The sequence below is a fragment of the Saccharopolyspora sp. NPDC045839 genome, assembly GCF_056431645.1.
This window is the reverse complement of the sequence record NZ_JBWKKH010000002.1, coordinates 542,764-558,715: the sequence shown is the minus strand read 5'-3', so window position 1 is coordinate 558,715 and position 15,952 is coordinate 542,764. Positions and strand designations below refer to the sequence as shown.

16 protein-coding genes are annotated in these 15,952 nt (G+C 71.2%); 10 read left to right on the top strand and 6 right to left on the bottom strand.

Annotation, left to right across the window (positions count from 1 at the left end; genetic code table 11):
- The first annotated feature begins 18 nt into the window (after window positions 1-18).
- A complete protein-coding gene (locus tag AC07EQ_RS05570) occupies window positions 19-1,404 on the top strand; it encodes an amidase (protein WP_478386715.1) in 1,386 nt (461 codons plus the stop codon).
- 10 nt (window positions 1,405-1,414) lie between these two features.
- Here the strand turns inward: AC07EQ_RS05570 and AC07EQ_RS05565 are convergent, their stop codons facing one another.
- Window positions 1,415-2,059 (bottom strand): TetR family transcriptional regulator, encoded by a 645-nt coding sequence (locus AC07EQ_RS05565; RefSeq protein ID WP_478386714.1) that lies wholly within the window; start codon window positions 2,057-2,059, stop codon window positions 1,415-1,417.
- A gap of 104 nt (window positions 2,060-2,163) precedes the next feature.
- Here AC07EQ_RS05565 and AC07EQ_RS05560 point away from each other — a divergent pair, with 104 nt between their 5' ends.
- Window positions 2,164-3,177, top strand: a complete 1,014-nt coding sequence (locus AC07EQ_RS05560; RefSeq protein WP_478386713.1) for an NADP-dependent oxidoreductase — start codon at window positions 2,164-2,166, stop codon at window positions 3,175-3,177.
- Between the two features lie 71 nt (window positions 3,178-3,248).
- Here AC07EQ_RS05560 and AC07EQ_RS05555 read toward each other — a convergent pair whose 3' ends face one another.
- The 4 genes from AC07EQ_RS05555 to AC07EQ_RS05540 form a co-directional block, all read right to left on the bottom strand.
- On the bottom strand, window positions 3,249-4,013 hold the full coding sequence (locus AC07EQ_RS05555) for a TetR/AcrR family transcriptional regulator (RefSeq protein WP_478386712.1): 765 nt from the start codon (window positions 4,011-4,013) through the stop codon (window positions 3,249-3,251).
- Between the two features lie 66 nt (window positions 4,014-4,079).
- A complete protein-coding gene (locus AC07EQ_RS05550) occupies window positions 4,080-4,880 on the bottom strand; it encodes an SDR family oxidoreductase (protein ID WP_478386711.1) in 801 nt (266 codons plus the stop codon).
- 50 nt (window positions 4,881-4,930) lie between these two features.
- Window positions 4,931-5,485, bottom strand: coding sequence for a hypothetical protein (locus tag AC07EQ_RS05545; RefSeq protein ID WP_478386710.1), 555 nt, complete (start codon window positions 5,483-5,485; stop codon window positions 4,931-4,933).
- Between the two features lie 271 nt (window positions 5,486-5,756).
- A complete protein-coding gene (locus AC07EQ_RS05540) occupies window positions 5,757-5,915 on the bottom strand; it encodes a hypothetical protein (protein ID WP_478386709.1) in 159 nt (52 codons plus the stop codon).
- 186 nt (window positions 5,916-6,101) lie between these two features.
- Here AC07EQ_RS05540 and AC07EQ_RS05535 point away from each other — a divergent pair, with 186 nt between their 5' ends.
- Together AC07EQ_RS05535 and AC07EQ_RS05530 are read left to right on the top strand one after the other, a co-directional pair.
- On the top strand, window positions 6,102-6,485 hold the full coding sequence (locus AC07EQ_RS05535; RefSeq protein WP_478386708.1) for a DUF5313 family protein: 384 nt from the start codon (window positions 6,102-6,104) through the stop codon (window positions 6,483-6,485).
- A gap of 6 nt (window positions 6,486-6,491) precedes the next feature.
- On the top strand, window positions 6,492-7,880 hold the full coding sequence (locus tag AC07EQ_RS05530; RefSeq protein ID WP_478386707.1) for an NAD(P)/FAD-dependent oxidoreductase: 1,389 nt from the start codon (window positions 6,492-6,494) through the stop codon (window positions 7,878-7,880).
- A gap of 65 nt (window positions 7,881-7,945) precedes the next feature.
- Here the strand turns inward: AC07EQ_RS05530 and AC07EQ_RS05525 are convergent, their stop codons facing one another.
- Window positions 7,946-8,488 (bottom strand): helix-turn-helix domain-containing protein, encoded by a 543-nt coding sequence (locus tag AC07EQ_RS05525; protein ID WP_478386706.1) that lies wholly within the window; start codon window positions 8,486-8,488, stop codon window positions 7,946-7,948.
- On the opposite strand from AC07EQ_RS05525, the gene AC07EQ_RS05520 reads away from it, so the two are divergent.
- From AC07EQ_RS05520 to AC07EQ_RS05495, 6 genes are all read left to right on the top strand, one after another.
- Window positions 8,462-9,619: an alpha/beta fold hydrolase gene (locus AC07EQ_RS05520; RefSeq protein WP_478386705.1), complete on the top strand. Its 1,158-nt coding sequence runs from the start codon at window positions 8,462-8,464 to the stop codon at window positions 9,617-9,619. The two genes, AC07EQ_RS05525 and AC07EQ_RS05520, sit on opposite strands and share 27 nt — an antisense overlap.
- Before the next feature lie 266 nt (window positions 9,620-9,885).
- Entirely contained in the window at window positions 9,886-10,728 is an 843-nt protein-coding gene (locus AC07EQ_RS05515) for a nitrilase-related carbon-nitrogen hydrolase (RefSeq protein WP_478386704.1), read from the top strand.
- A gap of 11 nt (window positions 10,729-10,739) precedes the next feature.
- Window positions 10,740-12,038: an aspartate aminotransferase family protein gene (locus tag AC07EQ_RS05510; protein ID WP_478386703.1), complete on the top strand. Its 1,299-nt coding sequence runs from the start codon at window positions 10,740-10,742 to the stop codon at window positions 12,036-12,038.
- Complete coding sequence (gene hydA / locus AC07EQ_RS05505) at window positions 12,035-13,435, top strand: dihydropyrimidinase (RefSeq protein ID WP_478386702.1); 1,401 nt, start codon at window positions 12,035-12,037, stop codon at window positions 13,433-13,435. The genes AC07EQ_RS05510 and hydA overlap by 4 nt, the downstream gene beginning before the upstream one ends.
- A gap of 65 nt (window positions 13,436-13,500) precedes the next feature.
- Window positions 13,501-14,499 carry a TIGR03842 family LLM class F420-dependent oxidoreductase gene (locus tag AC07EQ_RS05500; RefSeq protein ID WP_478386701.1) on the top strand — a complete coding sequence of 333 codons (999 nt, stop codon included), beginning with the start codon at window positions 13,501-13,503 and terminating at the stop codon, window positions 14,497-14,499.
- 101 nt (window positions 14,500-14,600) lie between these two features.
- The gene (locus AC07EQ_RS05495; protein ID WP_478386700.1) at window positions 14,601-15,941 is read left to right on the top strand and encodes a uracil-xanthine permease family protein; all 1,341 of its coding nucleotides are present in this window, start codon (window positions 14,601-14,603) and stop codon (window positions 15,939-15,941) included.
- The last annotated feature ends 11 nt before the right edge of the window (window positions 15,942-15,952 follow it).

The following is a 15,952-nucleotide window of genomic DNA, read 5'->3' as shown; positions in this document are numbered from 1 at the left end:
CGAACGAGGAGACGTGGCATGACAGAGCTGGCCGACCTCCCGGCCGTGGATCTGGTGGCGGCGTACCGGGCGGGCGAGGCCTCGCCGGTCGAAGCCATCGACGCGGTGCTGGCGCGCGTCGATTCCCGCGAGCCCAAGCTGTGCGCCCTCTACGCGCCGGATCCCGAAGGCGCCCGCGCCGCGGCCCAGGCGTCGGAACGGCGCTGGCACGCCGGCGAACCGGCCGGGCCGCTGGACGGGGTGCCGGTGACGGTCAAGGAGAACATCGCCACGAAGGGGACGCCGGTGCCGCAAGGTACCGCGGCCACCGAGCTGATCCCGGCCGCGGAAGACGCGCCCGCACCCGCACGGCTGCGCGAGGGCGGTGCGGTGATCTTCGCCAAGACCACCATGCCCGACTACGGCATGCTCTCCTCGGGCGCGTCGAGCTTCCACCACCTGTCCCGCAACCCGTGGGATCTGACGCGAACGCCCGGTGGTTCCAGCGCCGGGGCGGGCGCGGCGGCCGCCGCGGGCTACGGGCCGCTGCACGTGGGCACCGACATCGGCGGCTCGGTGCGGCTGCCCGCCGGCTGGTGCGGAGTGGTCGGGCTCAAGCCCAGCTTCGGCCGCATCCCGGTCTCGCCGCCGTATCCCGGCCGGGTCATCGGCCCGCTGACCCGCACGGTCGCGGACGCCGCGCTGCTGACGTCGGTGCTGTCGGCCCCGGACGAGCGCGACCACACGGCGCTTCCCCCGGCCGACGTCGACTGGACGCGGCTGGACCGCGACGTGCGCGGCCTGCGCATCGCCCTGCTGCTCGACCACCGGGTGGGGCTGCCGGTCGAGCCCGCGGTCACCGCCGCCGTGACCGCTGCGGCGCAGCTGTTCGCCTCCGCCGGGGCGGCGGTGGAACCCATCGACCCGTTCCTGTCCCGCGAGATGCTCGACGGCATGGACCTGTTCTGGCGCTTCCGGTCGTTCACCGACCTCTCGGCGCTGCCCGCCGAACGCCGCGCCAAGATCCTGCCCGGCATCGCGCAGTGGGCGACCAGCGCCGAGGACGTCTCGGCGGCCGAGGTGTTCCACGGCTTCGGCCAGATGGACGCGATCTCGGTGGCGGCCAACCGGGTGGCCCGCGACTTCGACTACGTGCTGTCCCCGGTGGCGCCGATCCCGGCCTTCCCGGCGGAGCAGGCCTACCCGACCGGCGATCCGATGCGGGCGATGGAGCACATCGCGTTCACGCTGCCCTACAACATGTCCGGCCAGCCGGCGGTGTCGGTCAACTGCGGCTGGACCCCGGAGGGCCTGCCGATCGGCCTGCAGATCGCGGGCAAGCGCTTCGACGACCTGGGCACTCTCGCCCTGGCCAGGGCGTACGAGCAGCTCCGCCCCGCGCAGCGCCCCTGGCCGAGGCTCTGAGCCGGCTCGTTCACCAGGTGTGCGGGTCGTCGCCCCAGCGCTGCGGGATCCCGGCGGTGGCCAGGTCGATGGCCTCCTCGGCGAGCTCGACCAGCCGCTCCAGGTCGCGGCGCGGGTCGGCGCACATCGTCTCCAGGCCGATGCGCAGGCCCGCGCAGACCATCCCGACGAGCACCCGGGGCCGCATGTCGTGGGCCTGGTCGACGCCCTGCCGAGCGGCGATCTCGGTGGTCAGCCGCTCTTCGCTGCCCGCCGCGCGGCGCAGGTTGCCGGCCAGCAGCGCCGGTGTCTTGTTGATCAGGTGCTGGACCTGGAGGAACCGGCGGACGCCGTCATCCGCAGCGGCCTCGTGGATCATCGCCAGCACCGCGTGCCGCAGGGCGAGCAGCGGCGGTTCTGCGGCGGGCCGGGCGGCGAGGGCTTCGAGCACCAGCTCGTCGAACTCGTCGCCCTTGGCCAGCGCGACGTCCTCCTTGCCGGCGAAGTAGCGGAAGAACGTGCGCGACGAGATCTCCACCTCGGCGGCGATCTCGTCGATGGTCGTCGCGTCGTAGCCCTTCGTGAGGAACAGGTCCAGGCCCGCGTCGATCAGCGCGGCCCGCGTGCGCTGCTTCTTGCGGGCGCGCAGGCCACCCTGGTCGGTCGGGGCACTCATGCCCGTCATTATGCCAGAGGACGACATAAGTCACGTAGCGACAATTGGCAGCGACTGACACTTTATGTATGGTCGGTGTCGACCGCACCGATGGAGGAGCAACGATGAGCAAGGGCCTGGAGATCCGCCTCGCGTCCCGCCCGAAGGGCTGGCCGACGCAGGAGAACTTCGACGTCGTCGAGGTCGAGCAGCCGCAGCCGGGCGACGGCGAGCTGCTGGTCCGCAACGTCTGGATGAGCGTCGACCCGGCCATGCGGGGGCGGATGAACGCGGGCAGGTCGTACGTGCCGCCCTTCGAGGTGGGCAAGGCGCTGCAGGGCGGCGCGGTCGGCGAGGTCGTCGCCGCCAACGCCGAGGGCTTCCAGCCCGGTGACTTCGTGCTGCACTACTTCGGCTGGCGGGACTACGCGACGTTCGACGCCAAGCACGCCGTGAAGGTCGACCCGCAGGTCGCGCCGTTGAGCGCCTACCTGTACGTGCTCGGCATGCCCGGCATGACCGCCTACGTCGGGCTCGCCGACATCGCCGAGCAGAAGGAAGGCGACGTGGTGTTCATCTCCGGCGCCGCCGGGGCGGTGGGCTCGCTGGCCGGGCAGATCGCCAAGCTGCGCGGCGCGTCCCGGGTGATCGGCAGCGCCGGGTCGGCCGAGAAGGTCCGCTACCTCGTCGACGAACTCGGCTTCGACGCCGCGTTCAACTACCACGACGGCCCGGTCGTCGAGCAGCTCAAGGCCGCCGCGCCCGACGGCATCGACGTCTACTTCGACAACGTCGGCGGCGAGCACCTGGAGGCCGCCATCGAGGTGCTCAACGACTTCGGCCGAGTGGCGGAGTGCGGCATGATCTCGCAGTACAACAACGCCGAGCCGAAGCCCGGCCCGAACAACCTGTTCAAGATCGTCTCCAAGCGCCTGAAGCTGCAGGGCTTCATCGTCATCGACCACGCGCAACGCAAGGACCAGTTCTTCGCCGAGGTCGGCGGCTGGCTGCGCGACGGCAAGATCAGCTACCGGGAGACGGTCGTCGAGGGCCTGCGCAACGCCCCGGAGGCGTTCCTCGGCATGATGCGCGGCGAGAACACCGGCAAGATGCTGGTCAAGATCTCAGACGCCGGGTAGGTTCCCCGGCTTTCCCGACGACCGGCGGCGAGCTCGCTTGCGGGTCCAGGCTGGTCGAGATCGCCTGACCGCTAGCCGCGGCCCGCGACGAACGCCTCGATGCCGTCGAGGATCCGCTGCAGGCCGAATTCGAAGGCGTGCTCCGGGTTGTGCGCCGAGCCGTGGGCCTCGCCCGCGGCGGCGCCGACCCGGGTGGCCGTCGGGTAGCGCTGCGGGTCGACCAGCTGCCCGAGCAGCGGGGCGTGCGCCTGCCACCACTGCTCGTCGCTCATCCCGCTGCGCTGCTCGGCCTGCGCCATCTCCACCGACCGCCGGGCGGCGGCCTCGGCGTGCCCCAGCACCAGGCTCAGCAGGGAGTCCATCTCGACGTCGGTGAGCCCGAGCTCCGCGACCGCGCCCAGCTCGTAGTCGTACTTGGCTATCGCGTTCGGCCCCAGCACGGCGCGCCCGGCCGCGACCTGCAGCATCCACGGATGCCGGTGGTACATCGCCCAGTTCTCCCGCGCCACCTGCGCCAACCGGTCTCGCCAGGCGGGGCCGGGCTCAGGGCGGGCGGTCTCGCCGTAGGCGGTGTCGAGCATGACGTCGATCAGTTCGGCCTTGCCCGGCACGTAGGTGTACAGCGACATGGTGCCGACGCCGAGGTGGTCGGCGACCCGGCGCATGGACAGCGCAGCGAGCCCGTCGGTGTCGGCGATCTCGATCGCCGCCCGCACGATCCGGCCCACGCCCAGATCGGACCGCCCCTTGCGCCCGCTGGTCGGCCCGTCCTGCGTCCGCCACAGCAGCGCCAGGCTGCGTGCCGGATCTCCGCCGCCGCTGTACTCCGTCGCCATCGCACCCTCTCCGTACTCCGTACGCCTCAGATCGTAGGAGAGCGGCCGGAGCGTGCCGCGCGGCGGTCACTCCGCGGGGTGCGACTGCAGCCAGTCGGCCCAGCTGATCTTGCCGCGGCGACCGCCGGGGCAGGTCATCTCGGTGGCGATCCGGCGCAGCCGCCGCGGCGCGGGCACGTTGATCACCCGGCGGTCGGTGCCGCGGACGCGCTGCCAGGTGCGCAACGCATCGCGGAGGGTGAGCACCTGCGGGCCGCCGAAGTCCTCGCGCCGCTGCCCGGCACCATCGCGGATGCATTCGACCAGGTACTCGGCGAAGTCGCGGGTGTCGACCGGCTGCGTGGGCAGCGTGCCCGGCAGCGGCAGCACGGGGAGCCGGGCGGCGCGGTTGAGCATCCGGTCCAGCAGCCAGTGGAACTGGGTCGCCCGCGCGATCGACCACGGCACGTCGGCGACGCTGACCAGCTCCTCGGCGGTGTGCTTCAGCCGCAGGTAGGGCATGGCCGGCCGGTCCACGCCGACGATGGAGACGTAGAGGAAGTGCCGGACCTGGGCGGCCGCGGCGGCTTCGAGCAACCGGCTGGTGCCGTCGACGTCGACATCGGGTGGGCTGCGCCAGAAGTCGACCGGGTGCATGAAACCGCGCTGGGCGGCGGGGGAATACGTCGCCGCGTGCACCACGGTGTGCGCGCCGGCCACCGCTTCGGCGACCCCTTCACCGGTGGCGAGGTCGCCCTGCACCCACTCCAGCTCGGGATCGGTGCCGGGGCGGCGCGTCAGGATCCGCACCCGGTGCGCGGGCTTGAGCAGGCGCACCAGCTCACGCCCGAGGTGTCCGGTCCCGCCGGTGATCGCGACTGTGTCCATCTCGGCACCTCCGGATCAACTGTCCCACCGGGATGCCGAGGTCGCGACGGCTACGGCTTCAGCAGCGGACCGGTGAGCCCGTCGACGATGCCGCCGATCGCGGGCAGCAGGCCCGGGCGTTCGGGCTCGGAGCCGCTCGGCGGCTCGGGCTGCGACGGCGGGGCGGTCTCGCTCGGCGGCTCGGACGGCTGCGTGGTCGGCGCCGGTTCGTCGGACGGCTGCGTGGTCCGGCTCGGCTCCTCCGGTTGCGAGGTCGCCGCGGGCGCCGAGGTTTTAGTGGTCGGCTTCGGCGCCTTCGTCGTCTCCGGGGCTTCCTCGGTCTGCCGCTCGGTGACCGGTGTCTTGGCGGGAGCCGGGTCCGGGGTTTCGCTGGCGAGCAGCCGCGGTTCCGGCGTCGCGGGAGCCAGGTCCGGCGCCGTGGCCGTGACCTGCGGAGCGAGGAGCTGCGCGGCGGGCTGGGCGGCGGCCGGCTGCGGAGCCGGCACCGCCTGCGGCGCGTCGGTGCGGTGGTAGGCGCTGCTGACCGCGATCACGGTGAGGAACACCGCGACCGCGTAGCCGATCACCCGCGGGGGAGTGGCGTGCTGCCACGTCTTGGGTTCCACCCGCCGGTGGCGGCCCCGAGTGCGGGCTCGCGGCAACGACGAATTACCCACTTCTGCCACCCACCTGTCCGGCCGATTGGTCTGTTCGCGGCGTCGCCTTCACCCGAACGAGTGATGGCGGCCGGTCGCACCCTACGTCACCGCCGGCCCGCGTGACCAGCCCCCTGGCCGGCGATTTGCAAGATCATCGCTGGTGGGAGGGTTGCGGGCGGTGGAGCCGGGAACGGAAACGGCCTCGCCGCGAGGCGAGGCCGGAGTCCACTCTGGACGATCAGCGGTGGCCGAGCAGGCGGAGGTCCCGCCGCAACTGGGCCACGGCGTTCTTCAGGCCACGGCTCGGCGAACCCTTGCGGTCCAGCACGTCGGTGAACATGACGGCACCCAGGACAAGCACGAGCAACAAGGCGACAACGACGACGAACACGATCACTCACCCCTTCTGCCCATAACATCGATCAGGAGCGGCCTTCGTTACCGGTATCCCCCAGGTGTGTCGCGGGACGCATTTCCGGCCGGATGCGGGCGCCGCGCCTGGCCGGGCCTAGGATTGCCGCGTCCTCGGATCCGGCCGAATGGACGGCTGGAGACCGGAATCGCGAAGACTAGCCTGGAGAACATGGCGACCAACCGACCCAATCCGGCGCAGTGGGTCTGGTACGCCTTCGGCGGCAGGCTGCCGGACCGGTGCGCGGAGTGGGTGCTGCACGACGTCACCTGCTCGACCTGGGTGCTGCGGCACTTCGCGCGCGCCCTGACCCAGCTGGCGCCCTTCTGCCTCCTCGTGCTGATGCCCGGTCCGCTGTGGATCCGGCTCACCTCGATCCTGCTGGGCCTGCTGGTCGGGCTGTTCTACTCGGTCTGCTACCTGGGCGAGACCGCCGAGCACCGGGCGATCAAGCACGGTTTCCCGCCCGGCGTCGCGCGCGAAACCCGGGAACTGCGCCGAGACGTCAGCCGCGTGGCGAAGCACGGCGTCGGCTACCGCCCGTGGTGGGACTAGCGCCGGATGGACGAGCTCGACCCGGCGTTGCGCGACGCCGAAATCGCCGTGTACTGGACGGATCGCGCGGACGCGCCCGCCCCGCGCGATCCGCTGCCCGGCGACGACCGCGCGGATCTCGTCGTGGTCGGCGGCGGATTCACCGGGCTGTGGGCGGCGATCCGGGCCAAGCAGCGGCGCCCGGACCTCGACGTGCTGCTGCTGGAAGCGCACCGGCTCGGGCACGGCGGCAGCGGCCGCAACGGCGGCTTCGTGTCGGAATCCCTGACGCACGGCCTCGCCCACGGTCGCTTCTGCTGGCCGGCGGAGAACGACCGGTTGGTGCGCTTGGGGCGGGAGAACCTCCAAGCGATCGGCGAGTTCGTGCGGGACGAGGCGATCGACGCGGATTTCCGGCTGTGCGGCAAGACGAGCATCGCGACCGAGCCCCACGAGGTCGAGGAGCTCAGCGACGAGGCCGAGCTGTACCGCGAGCACGGGATGGCGGCGCGGTTCCTGGGCGCCGGCGGCATTCGCGCGGACGTGAACTCGCCGACCTACCGGGCGGGCGTGCGCCTGCCGGATGCGGGCGGGCTCGTCGACCCGGCGAGGCTGACCTGGGGTCTCGGCGCGGCGGCGCAGCGGCTCGGGGTGCGCATCCACGAGGGCAGCCCCGTGCGCGCGCTGCGCCGTGATGCCGGGGTCCGGCTGAGAACTCCACAAGGGACGGTGCGGGCCGGCGGCGTCGTGCTCGCGACCAACGCGTTTCCCGCGCCGCTGCGCTCGATCCGCCGGTACGTGCTCCCGATCTGGGACTACGTCCTGGTCACCGAGCCGCTGTCGGCACCGCAGTGGGACTCGTTGGGGTGGCCGGACCGGCAGGGCGTCACCGACAGCGCCAACCGCTTCCACTACTACCGCCCGACACCGGACGGCCGGATCCTGTGGGGCGGCTACGACGCGGTGTACTACTACGGCGGCCGCACCGATCCGGCCCTGGCCCGGCACGACGCCGCGCACCGCGCGCTGGCGCGGAACTTCTTCCGGACCTTCCCCCAGCTGGAGGGGCTGCGCTTCACCCACCGCTGGGGCGGGCCGATCGACTCCACGGTCCGGTTCACGCCGGTCATCGGCTGCGACCGAGGGGTCGCCCACGCAGTCGGCTACACGGGCCTGGGCGTGGCGGCGTCCCGCTTCGGCGCGCAGACCGCGCTGGACCTGCTGTGGGGAGAGGACACCGAACGCACCCGGCTGCGCATGGTGCGCGACCGGCCCATCCCGTTCCCGCCGGAACCCCTGCGCTGGCCGCTGGTCCAGTACACCCGCCGCGCCCTCGCCCGGGCCGACGAGACCGGCGGGCGGCGCGGTCGCTGGCTGCGCTTCCTCGACAACCGCGGCATCGGCCTCGGCAGCTGACCGGCCGGTGTCCGGTGGCGTCGATTTCCCGCGAGATCGGCATCATCCGCGGGTGACCCTGCCGGTCAGTCCTGCTGCGGTCGTTCCTCGATCGGGAAAAGGATCGGGCTCAGCATGTGAAGGCTGCGGCCTGGCGCGGGTCGGTTGTCCAGCCTGGACGCGATGACGTCGCGCAACTCGTTTACGAGCTCGACGAGTTCGCCCTGGCCGAGCCAGAGCGGAATCTGCCGGTAACCCACCGAGTCGGCGGTCGGGTCTGCGTTCTTCCGGTCGAGGTAGGCATTGAATTCGGCGTGCAGGGCGGCCATGGCTGCGGTGAATCCGTGGCGGTGGTCTTCCAGTGACATGGATGCTGCCGCGTCGGCGTCGATCGTCGCGTTCTCGCGGCGCAGGCGGTAGCGGCGTTCGACAGCACCGTGCACCCGCTGTTCGTCGACGACTTCCAGCAGCCCTGCCTCGGCCAGCAGGCCGACATGCCGGTAGAGGGTCGTCTTGGGGACGTCGGGCAGGCTCGCGCACAGGTCGGAGGTAGTGCGCGTACGCCCGCCGGACATGGCGTGCACGATGCGAACCCGCACCGGATGAAGGAGAAGGTCAAGCGTGTTCACCGAGCCATGATCCCACATATGGTACCGTTTCCAAAAATGGAAAAGGATGCTTGTGTCGACATCGAGGAGTCAGCGATGCAAGACGAACCGTTCGTGGATCCCGGCATCGCGACGGGCGCGCCACCGCTGGGGCGGTACTACGAGGTAGAGGGTCGACGGTTGCTGCTGCATCGTTCGGGCAGCGGCGGCCCGGCAGTGGTGTTCCTGCCTGGAGGCGGCGCGGTCGGCCTGGACTACTGGAACGTGCAGGAGCGGGTCGCCGAATTCACCACGAGCGTGGTCTACGACCGGACGGGGACGGGCTGGAGCGACCGGGTCGACGTCCCGCTGACCTGCGCTGAAGTGGTCGACGAGCTGCACTGGTTGCTGAGGGCCGCCGACGTGCCCGCGCCCTACCTGCTCGTCGGCCACTCCCTCGGTGGGCTGCACGCCCGTCTCTACGCGACTCGCTTTCCCGGTGAGGTGGCGGGCCTGGTCCTGATGGACCCGGACCACGAGGACTACGACGACTACATGCCTCCGCGGTTGACGGAGATGCGGGACGCATGGGATCCGGACCAGGAGCTGCCCGACGAGTTGCCGGAGGAGGGCCGTTCGGCTCTACCGCGACCTGTTCGCCCAGATGATGGAGGACTGGCCGGAGAGGATTCGCGAGTCGCTCATCGAATGCCACGTCAGCCCGGAATGGATCATGGACGGGTACGAGCTGGTGCCGTACCGCGACCGATTCCTCGACGAGATGCGTCACGCAGGACCGCTGCCCGATGTTCCGTTGATCGTCCTCACCGCCATGGACATCGACGACTTCAAGAAGGCGGTGCTGATCGGCGAATCCGAGTCGCTGCTGCGCGAGGAGATCGACGGCAAGCGGCGGCTCCACGACGCGCTGGCCGCATCGGTCCCGCGCGGCGAGAACCGTCTGGTCGACGGCGCCGGCCACGCCTCCGTTCACTGGCGCCGCCCCGACGCCGTGCTCCGAGCGGTCCAGGACCTGCTCGGCAGATGACACCCGAGACCCGTTACGGCGTTGGGCGACAACCACGGCCCAACTCGCCCCACCTGACCGGCCATGCGTCGAGGTGGCCTTCGCCGGGCCGGTTTGGGGCTGCGGGTCCGGTCGAAAGCCGATAGCGCGACCGTTCCAGCACGACACACCGGCGCTTCGCCTGTTCGAAGGAATTCGGGAGGTGGGGCGCTCCGGTGATTCCGGCATCGCCCCACGCCCGGGCCGTGCGGTGGTTCCCGTCGACCCGAATGGGAACACTGCGTAGTTGCTTGATCATTGCGCGCCATGGCCACTGGTCATACCTTCGATGGACGGGCCGACCGGCTCGTCATGGTCGCCCTCCGAACGTCGTCCTAGAGGGCATCACCGACCGAAGGGGTGCAGCGCAACCATGCCCAACATCGTTCGTGCGGCGCTGGTCCAGGCGAAGTGGACCGGCGACACCGCCTCGATGGTCGACCAGCACGAGAAGCACGCCCGAGCCGCGGCCGGGCAGGGCGCCGGGATCATCGGATTCCAGGAGGTCTTCAACGCCCCCTACTTCTGCCAGGTGCAGGAGGCGGAGCACTACCGCTGGGCCGAGGCGGTGCCCGACGGGCCGACCACGCAGCGGATGTGCGCGCTGGCGCGGGAACTCCGCATGGTCATCGTCGTGCCGGTCTACGAGGTCGACGGACCCGGTTTCTACTACAACACCGCCGCCGTGATCGACGCCGACGGCAGCTACCTCGGCAAGTACCGCAAGCACCACCTGCCGCACCTGCCCGGGTTCTGGGAGAAGTACTACTTCCGCCCCGGCAACCTCGGCTGGCCTGTCTTCGACACCGCCGTCGGCCGGATCGGCGTCTACATCTGCTACGACCGGCACTTCCCGGAGGGCTGGCGGGCGCTCGGGCTGGCCGGCGCGCAGCTGGTCTACAACCCGTCGGCGACCAGCCGCGGGCTCTCCTCCTACCTCTGGAAGCTCGAACAACCCGCCGCGGCGGTGGCCAACGAGTACTTCATCGCGGCGATCAACCGGGTCGGCATCGAGGAGTACGGCGACAACGACTTCTACGGCACCAGCTACTTCGTCGACCCGTACGGGCAGTTCGTCGGCGAGCCGGCCAGCGGCACCGACGAGGAACTCGTGGTGCGCGACCTGGACTTCGACCTGATCGACGAGGTCCGGCAGAAGTGGGCGTTCTACCGCGACCGCCGCCCGGACGCCTACCGACTGCTGACCGAGCCGTGAGAGGAGCGACGATGACGAGCACGCACGCAGAGCTGACCAAGCGGCACCGCGCGGTGCTGCCGGACTGGCTCGCGCTGTACTACGACGAGCCGATCGACGTCGAGCGCGGCGAGGGGCGGCACGTCTGGGACGCCGAGGGGAACCGGTACCTGGACTTCTTCGGCGGCATCCTCACCACGATGACCGCGCACGCGCTGCCCGAGGTGACCGCGGCGGTCGGCGAGCAGGCGGGCCGGATCCTGCACACCTCCACGCTGTATCTGAACCGGCCGATGATCGAGCTCGCCGAACGGGTCGCGGAGCTCTCGGGCATCGACGACCCGCGGGTGTTCTTCACGACCAGCGGCACCGAGGCCAACGACACCGCGCTGCTGCTGGCCACCGGCTACCGCGCCTCCAACCAGGTGCTGGCACTGCGCAACAGCTACCACGGCCGGTCGTTCTCGGCCCTGGCGGTGACCGGCAACCGCGGCTGGTCGCCGACCAGCCTGTCGCCGGTGCAGACGGCGTACGTGCACGGCAGCCGCCGGCGCGGCACCCCGTTCGCCGGCCTGCCGGACGCGGAGTTCACCGCCGCGTGCGTGTCCGACCTGGAGGACGTGCTCGGGCAGCTGCACGGCAACGTCGCCTGCCTGATCGCCGAGCCGATCCAGGGCGTCGGCGGTTTCGCCACCCCGCCGGACGGCATGTTCGCCCGCTTCAAGGAGGTCCTCGACCGGCACGGCATCCTGTGGATCAGCGACGAGGTGCAGACCGGATGGGGGAGGACCGGCGAGCACTTCTGGGGCTGGCAGGCGCACGACGCCAACGGCGCGCCGGACATCGTCACCTTCGCCAAGGGCATCGGCAACGGCCTGTCGGTCGGCGGCGTCATCGCCCGCGCCGAGATCATGAACAGCGTCCGGGCGAACTCGATCTCCACCTTCGGCGGCAGCCCCGTCACCGCGGCCGGTGCGCTGGCCAACCTCGACTACCTCCTCGCCCACGACCTGCAGGGCAACGCCGCGCGCGTCGGCGGCGTGCTGCGCGAACAGCTCGACGGAGCGCTCGGCCGGATCCCGGGCGTCGTCGACGTGCGCGGAAAGGGCCTGATGATCGGTGTGGAGCTGGCGTACTCCGACGGAACGCCCGCGCCGGAGATCGCCACCGAGGTCCTCGAGGAGGCTCGGCGGGGCGGCGTGCTCATCGGCAAGGGCGGCTTGGAGGGCAACGTCCTGCGCATCGCGCCGCCGCTGACCCTCACGGAGGCCGAGGCGCGCGAGGGCGGCCGGATCTTGCTGGCGGCGCTGGAGAAGGCGGGGCGGTCATGAGCAGGACGATCATCCGCGGTGGCCTGGTGATCACCGCGACCGAGGAGACCCGCGCGGACGTGCTCGTCGACGGCGAGCAGGTCGCCGCGATCGCCGCGCCCGCCGTCGCCGAGCAGTGGGTGTCCAATGCGGACACCGTGATCGACGCGTCCGGGCACTACGTCATCCCGGGCGGCGTCGACGGGCACACGCACATGCAGATGCCCTTCGGCGGGACGTTCGCGTCGGACACGTTCGAGACCGGCACCAGGGCCGCCGCGTGGGGCGGCACCACCACGATCGTCGACTTCGCGATCCAGCCGGTCGGCGGCTCGCCGCGCGAAGGCCTGGACGCCTGGCACGCGAAGGCCGACGGGCAGTGCGCGATCGACTACGGCTTCCACATGATCCTCTCCGACGTCGGCGACGAGGCGCTGAAGGAGATGGACGCGCTGGTCGCCGAGGGGATCACCAGCTTCAAGATGTTCATGGCCTATCCCGGCGTGTTCTACAGCGACGACGGGCAGATCCTGCGTGCCATGCAGCAGGCCGCCGGCAACGGCGCGCTCACGATGATGCACGCCGAGAACGGCATCGCCATCGACGTCCTCGTGCAGCAGGCGCTGGCCGCCGGGCGCACCGACCCGCGATTCCACGGGCAGGTCCGGCACCCGCTGCTGGAGGCGGAGGCGACGCACCGGGCGATCCAGCTGTCCAGAGTGGCCGGTGCCCCGCTCTACGTCGTGCACGTCTCGGCGGCCGAGGCCGTCGCCGAGATCACCCGGGCCCGCGACAACGGGCTGAACGTCTTCGGCGAGACCTGCCCGCAGTACCTGTTCCTCACGGTCGACGACCTGGCCCGGCCGGAGTTCGAGGGCGCGAAGTACGTCTGCTCGACCCCGCTGCGACCCGCCGAGCACCAGGCGGACCTGTGGCGGGCGTTGCGCACCAACGACCTCTCGGTGGTGTCGACCGATCACTGCCCGTTCTGCTTCAAGGACCAGAAGGAGCTCGGTCGCGGCGACTTCTCCAAGATCCCCAACGGCATCCCGGGCGTGGAGAACCGCGTCGACCTGCTGCACCAGGCCGTCGTGGAGGGGCGCATCGACCGTCGCCGGTGGGTCGAACTGGCCTGCACCACCCCGGCCCGGATGTTCGGCCTGCACCCGCGCAAGGGCACGATCGCGCCCGGCGGAGACGCCGACATCGTGATCTACGACCCGCGCGCCGAGCACATGCTCTCGGCCGAGACGCACCACATGAACGTCGACTACAACGCCTACGAGGGCAAGCGGATCACGGGCCGGGTCCGCACGGTGCTGTCCCGCGGCGAGGTCGTCGTCGACGACGGCACCTACACGGGCCGGGCCGGGCACGGCCGGTTCCTGGCCCGCGACACCTGCCAGTACCTGATCTGAGCTTCGCCCGCTCGAAGCGGCGCCGGCCGCTCAGCCCACATTCGCAGCAACCGCTTGGGGGAGAGATGGACTTCGGACTGGTCCTGCAGACCGACCCGCCCGCGTGGTCCGTGGTGGACCGGATGCGCCGGGCCGAGCAGCTCGGCTTCAGCCACGGCTGGACCTTCGACTCGTGCGTTCTGTGGCAGGAGCCGTTCGTCATCCACAGCCAGATCCTGGCCGCCACCGAACGGCTCGTGGTCGGCTCGATGGTGACCAACCCGGCCACCCGCGACTGGACGGTCACCGCATCGACCTTCGCCACGCTCAACGACATGTTCGGGCCGCGCACGGTGTGCGGCATCGGCCGCGGCGACTCGGCGGTGCGGGTCACCGGTGGGCGGCCGACCACGCTGGCGACGCTCGAACAGGCCATGCGCGTGATCAAGGAGCTGGCCGAGGGCCGCGAGGTCCAGCTGCACGGAACCCCCGTCCGGCTGCCGTGGGTGCGCGACGGCCGGCTGCCGATCTGGATGGGCGCCTACGGGCCCAAAGCCCTGGAGCTCGCCGGGCGGCAGGCGGACGGCTTCATCCTGCAGCTCGCCGACCCGTACCTGACGCGGTGGATGGTCGACCACGTCCGGGAGGCCGCCCGCGATGCCGGCCGGGACCCCGCGTCGATCACCGTGTGCGTGGCCGCCCCGGCCTACGTCGGCGACGACCTCGACCACGCCCGCGAGCAGTGCCGCTGGTTCGGCGGCATGGTCGGCAACCACGTCGCCGACCTCGTCGCCCGCTACGGCGACGCCGCGGAGGCGGTGCCCACCGCGCTCACCGACTACATCAGGGGAAGGAAGGGGTACGACTACTCGCACCACGGGCGCGCCGACAACCCGAGCACCGAGTTCGTGCCGGACGAGATCGTGGACCGGTTCTGCCTGCTCGGGCCCGTCCAGGCGCACCTGGCCAAGCTGCGGGAACTGCGCGAGGCCGGGGTCGACCAGTTCGCGATCTACGCCATGCACGACGCGCTTGACTCCACTGTGGACGCCTATGGCGATGCCGTCATCCCGGCCATGTCCTGACGCCTCGCGGACCTGCGGCGGCGATCACACGGCCGCGGGTTTGTAGAGTTCCGCCGGAAAGTGGCAGCCCCGATCGGCGGGGTGGAACGAGGAGGGGCGCCATGCGGCAGGGACTCGGCGCGAAGCTGGGCGTCGGCTGGAAGCTGCACGGGGACGGCAGCACGCCACGCCCCGGCGAGGCGGTGGCCCCGGACGAGCGGCTTTCCTGGGGACGAACCATCGGGCTCGGCGCCCAGCACGTGGTGGCCATGTTCGGCGCCACCTTCGTCTTCCCGGTGCTGATGGGCCTGGACCCGAACCTGGCGATCATGGTCTCGGGCGTGGCGACCATCCTGTTCCTGCTCATCGTGCAGGGCAAGATCCCCAGCTACCTGGGCAGCAGCGCGTCCTTCGTGGGCGTCGTGACGGTGATCCGGGCCGGCGGCGGGGACAGCTCGACGGTCACCGGCGCGATCCTGGTGCTCGGCCTGGTGCTGTCCGCGGTCGGGGTGATCATCCACTTCGTCGGCCCGCAGGTGGTGCACAAGGTGCTGCCGCCCGCGGTCTCCGGGGCGGTGGTGATGCTGATCGGCTTCAACCTCGCGCCGGTGGTCGCCGAGTCGTACTGGCCGCAGGACCAGTGGATCGCGCTGATCACCATGATGGTGGTGCTCGGCTGCAGCGTGCTGCTGCGCGGATTCTGGTCCCGCATCGCGGTGCTGATCGGGCTGGTCGTCGGCTACGTCCTGTCGTGGCTGTTCGACCTGGGCTTCGGCCCGATCACCGCGCCGAACGCCAGCGGCGAGGTCAGCACGCACCTCCGGCTCGACCTCGGCGGCGTCGCCGAGGCCAGCTGGTTCGGCCTGCCGACGCTGCACGCGCCGTCGTTCGACGCGGCGGCGATCCTCGTGGTGCTGCCCGTGGTGATCGCGCTGATCGCGGAGAACACCGGCCACGTCAAGGCCGTCGAGGAGATGACCGGCACCAAGCTGGACGGGAGCCTCGGGCGGGCGATCTTCGCCGACGGCTTCGCCAGCACCCTCTCCAGCGCGGTGGGCGGCCCGCCCACGACCACCTACGCCGAGAACATCGGCGTCATGGCCGCCACCCGGGTGTACTCCACGGCGGCCTACTGGGTGGCCGCGATCGTGGCGATCCTGTTCGGGTTGTGCCCCAAGTTCGGCGAGGTGATCGCCGCGACTCCCGGCGGCGTGCTCGGCGGCATCACCGTCGTGCTCTACGGCATGATCGGCCTGCTGGGCGCGAAGATCTGGACGGAGAACCGCGTCGACTTCGGCGACCCGGTCAACCTGATGCCGCTGGCCGCCGGGCTGGTGGCCGGCATCGGCGGGGTGTCGCTGCAGATCACGCCGCAGTTCAGCCTCAGCGGCATCGCGCTGGGCACCATCGTGACGCTGCTGGGCTACCACGTGCTGCGCTGGCTGGTGCCCGCCCGGGGGTGACCGGCTCCTCG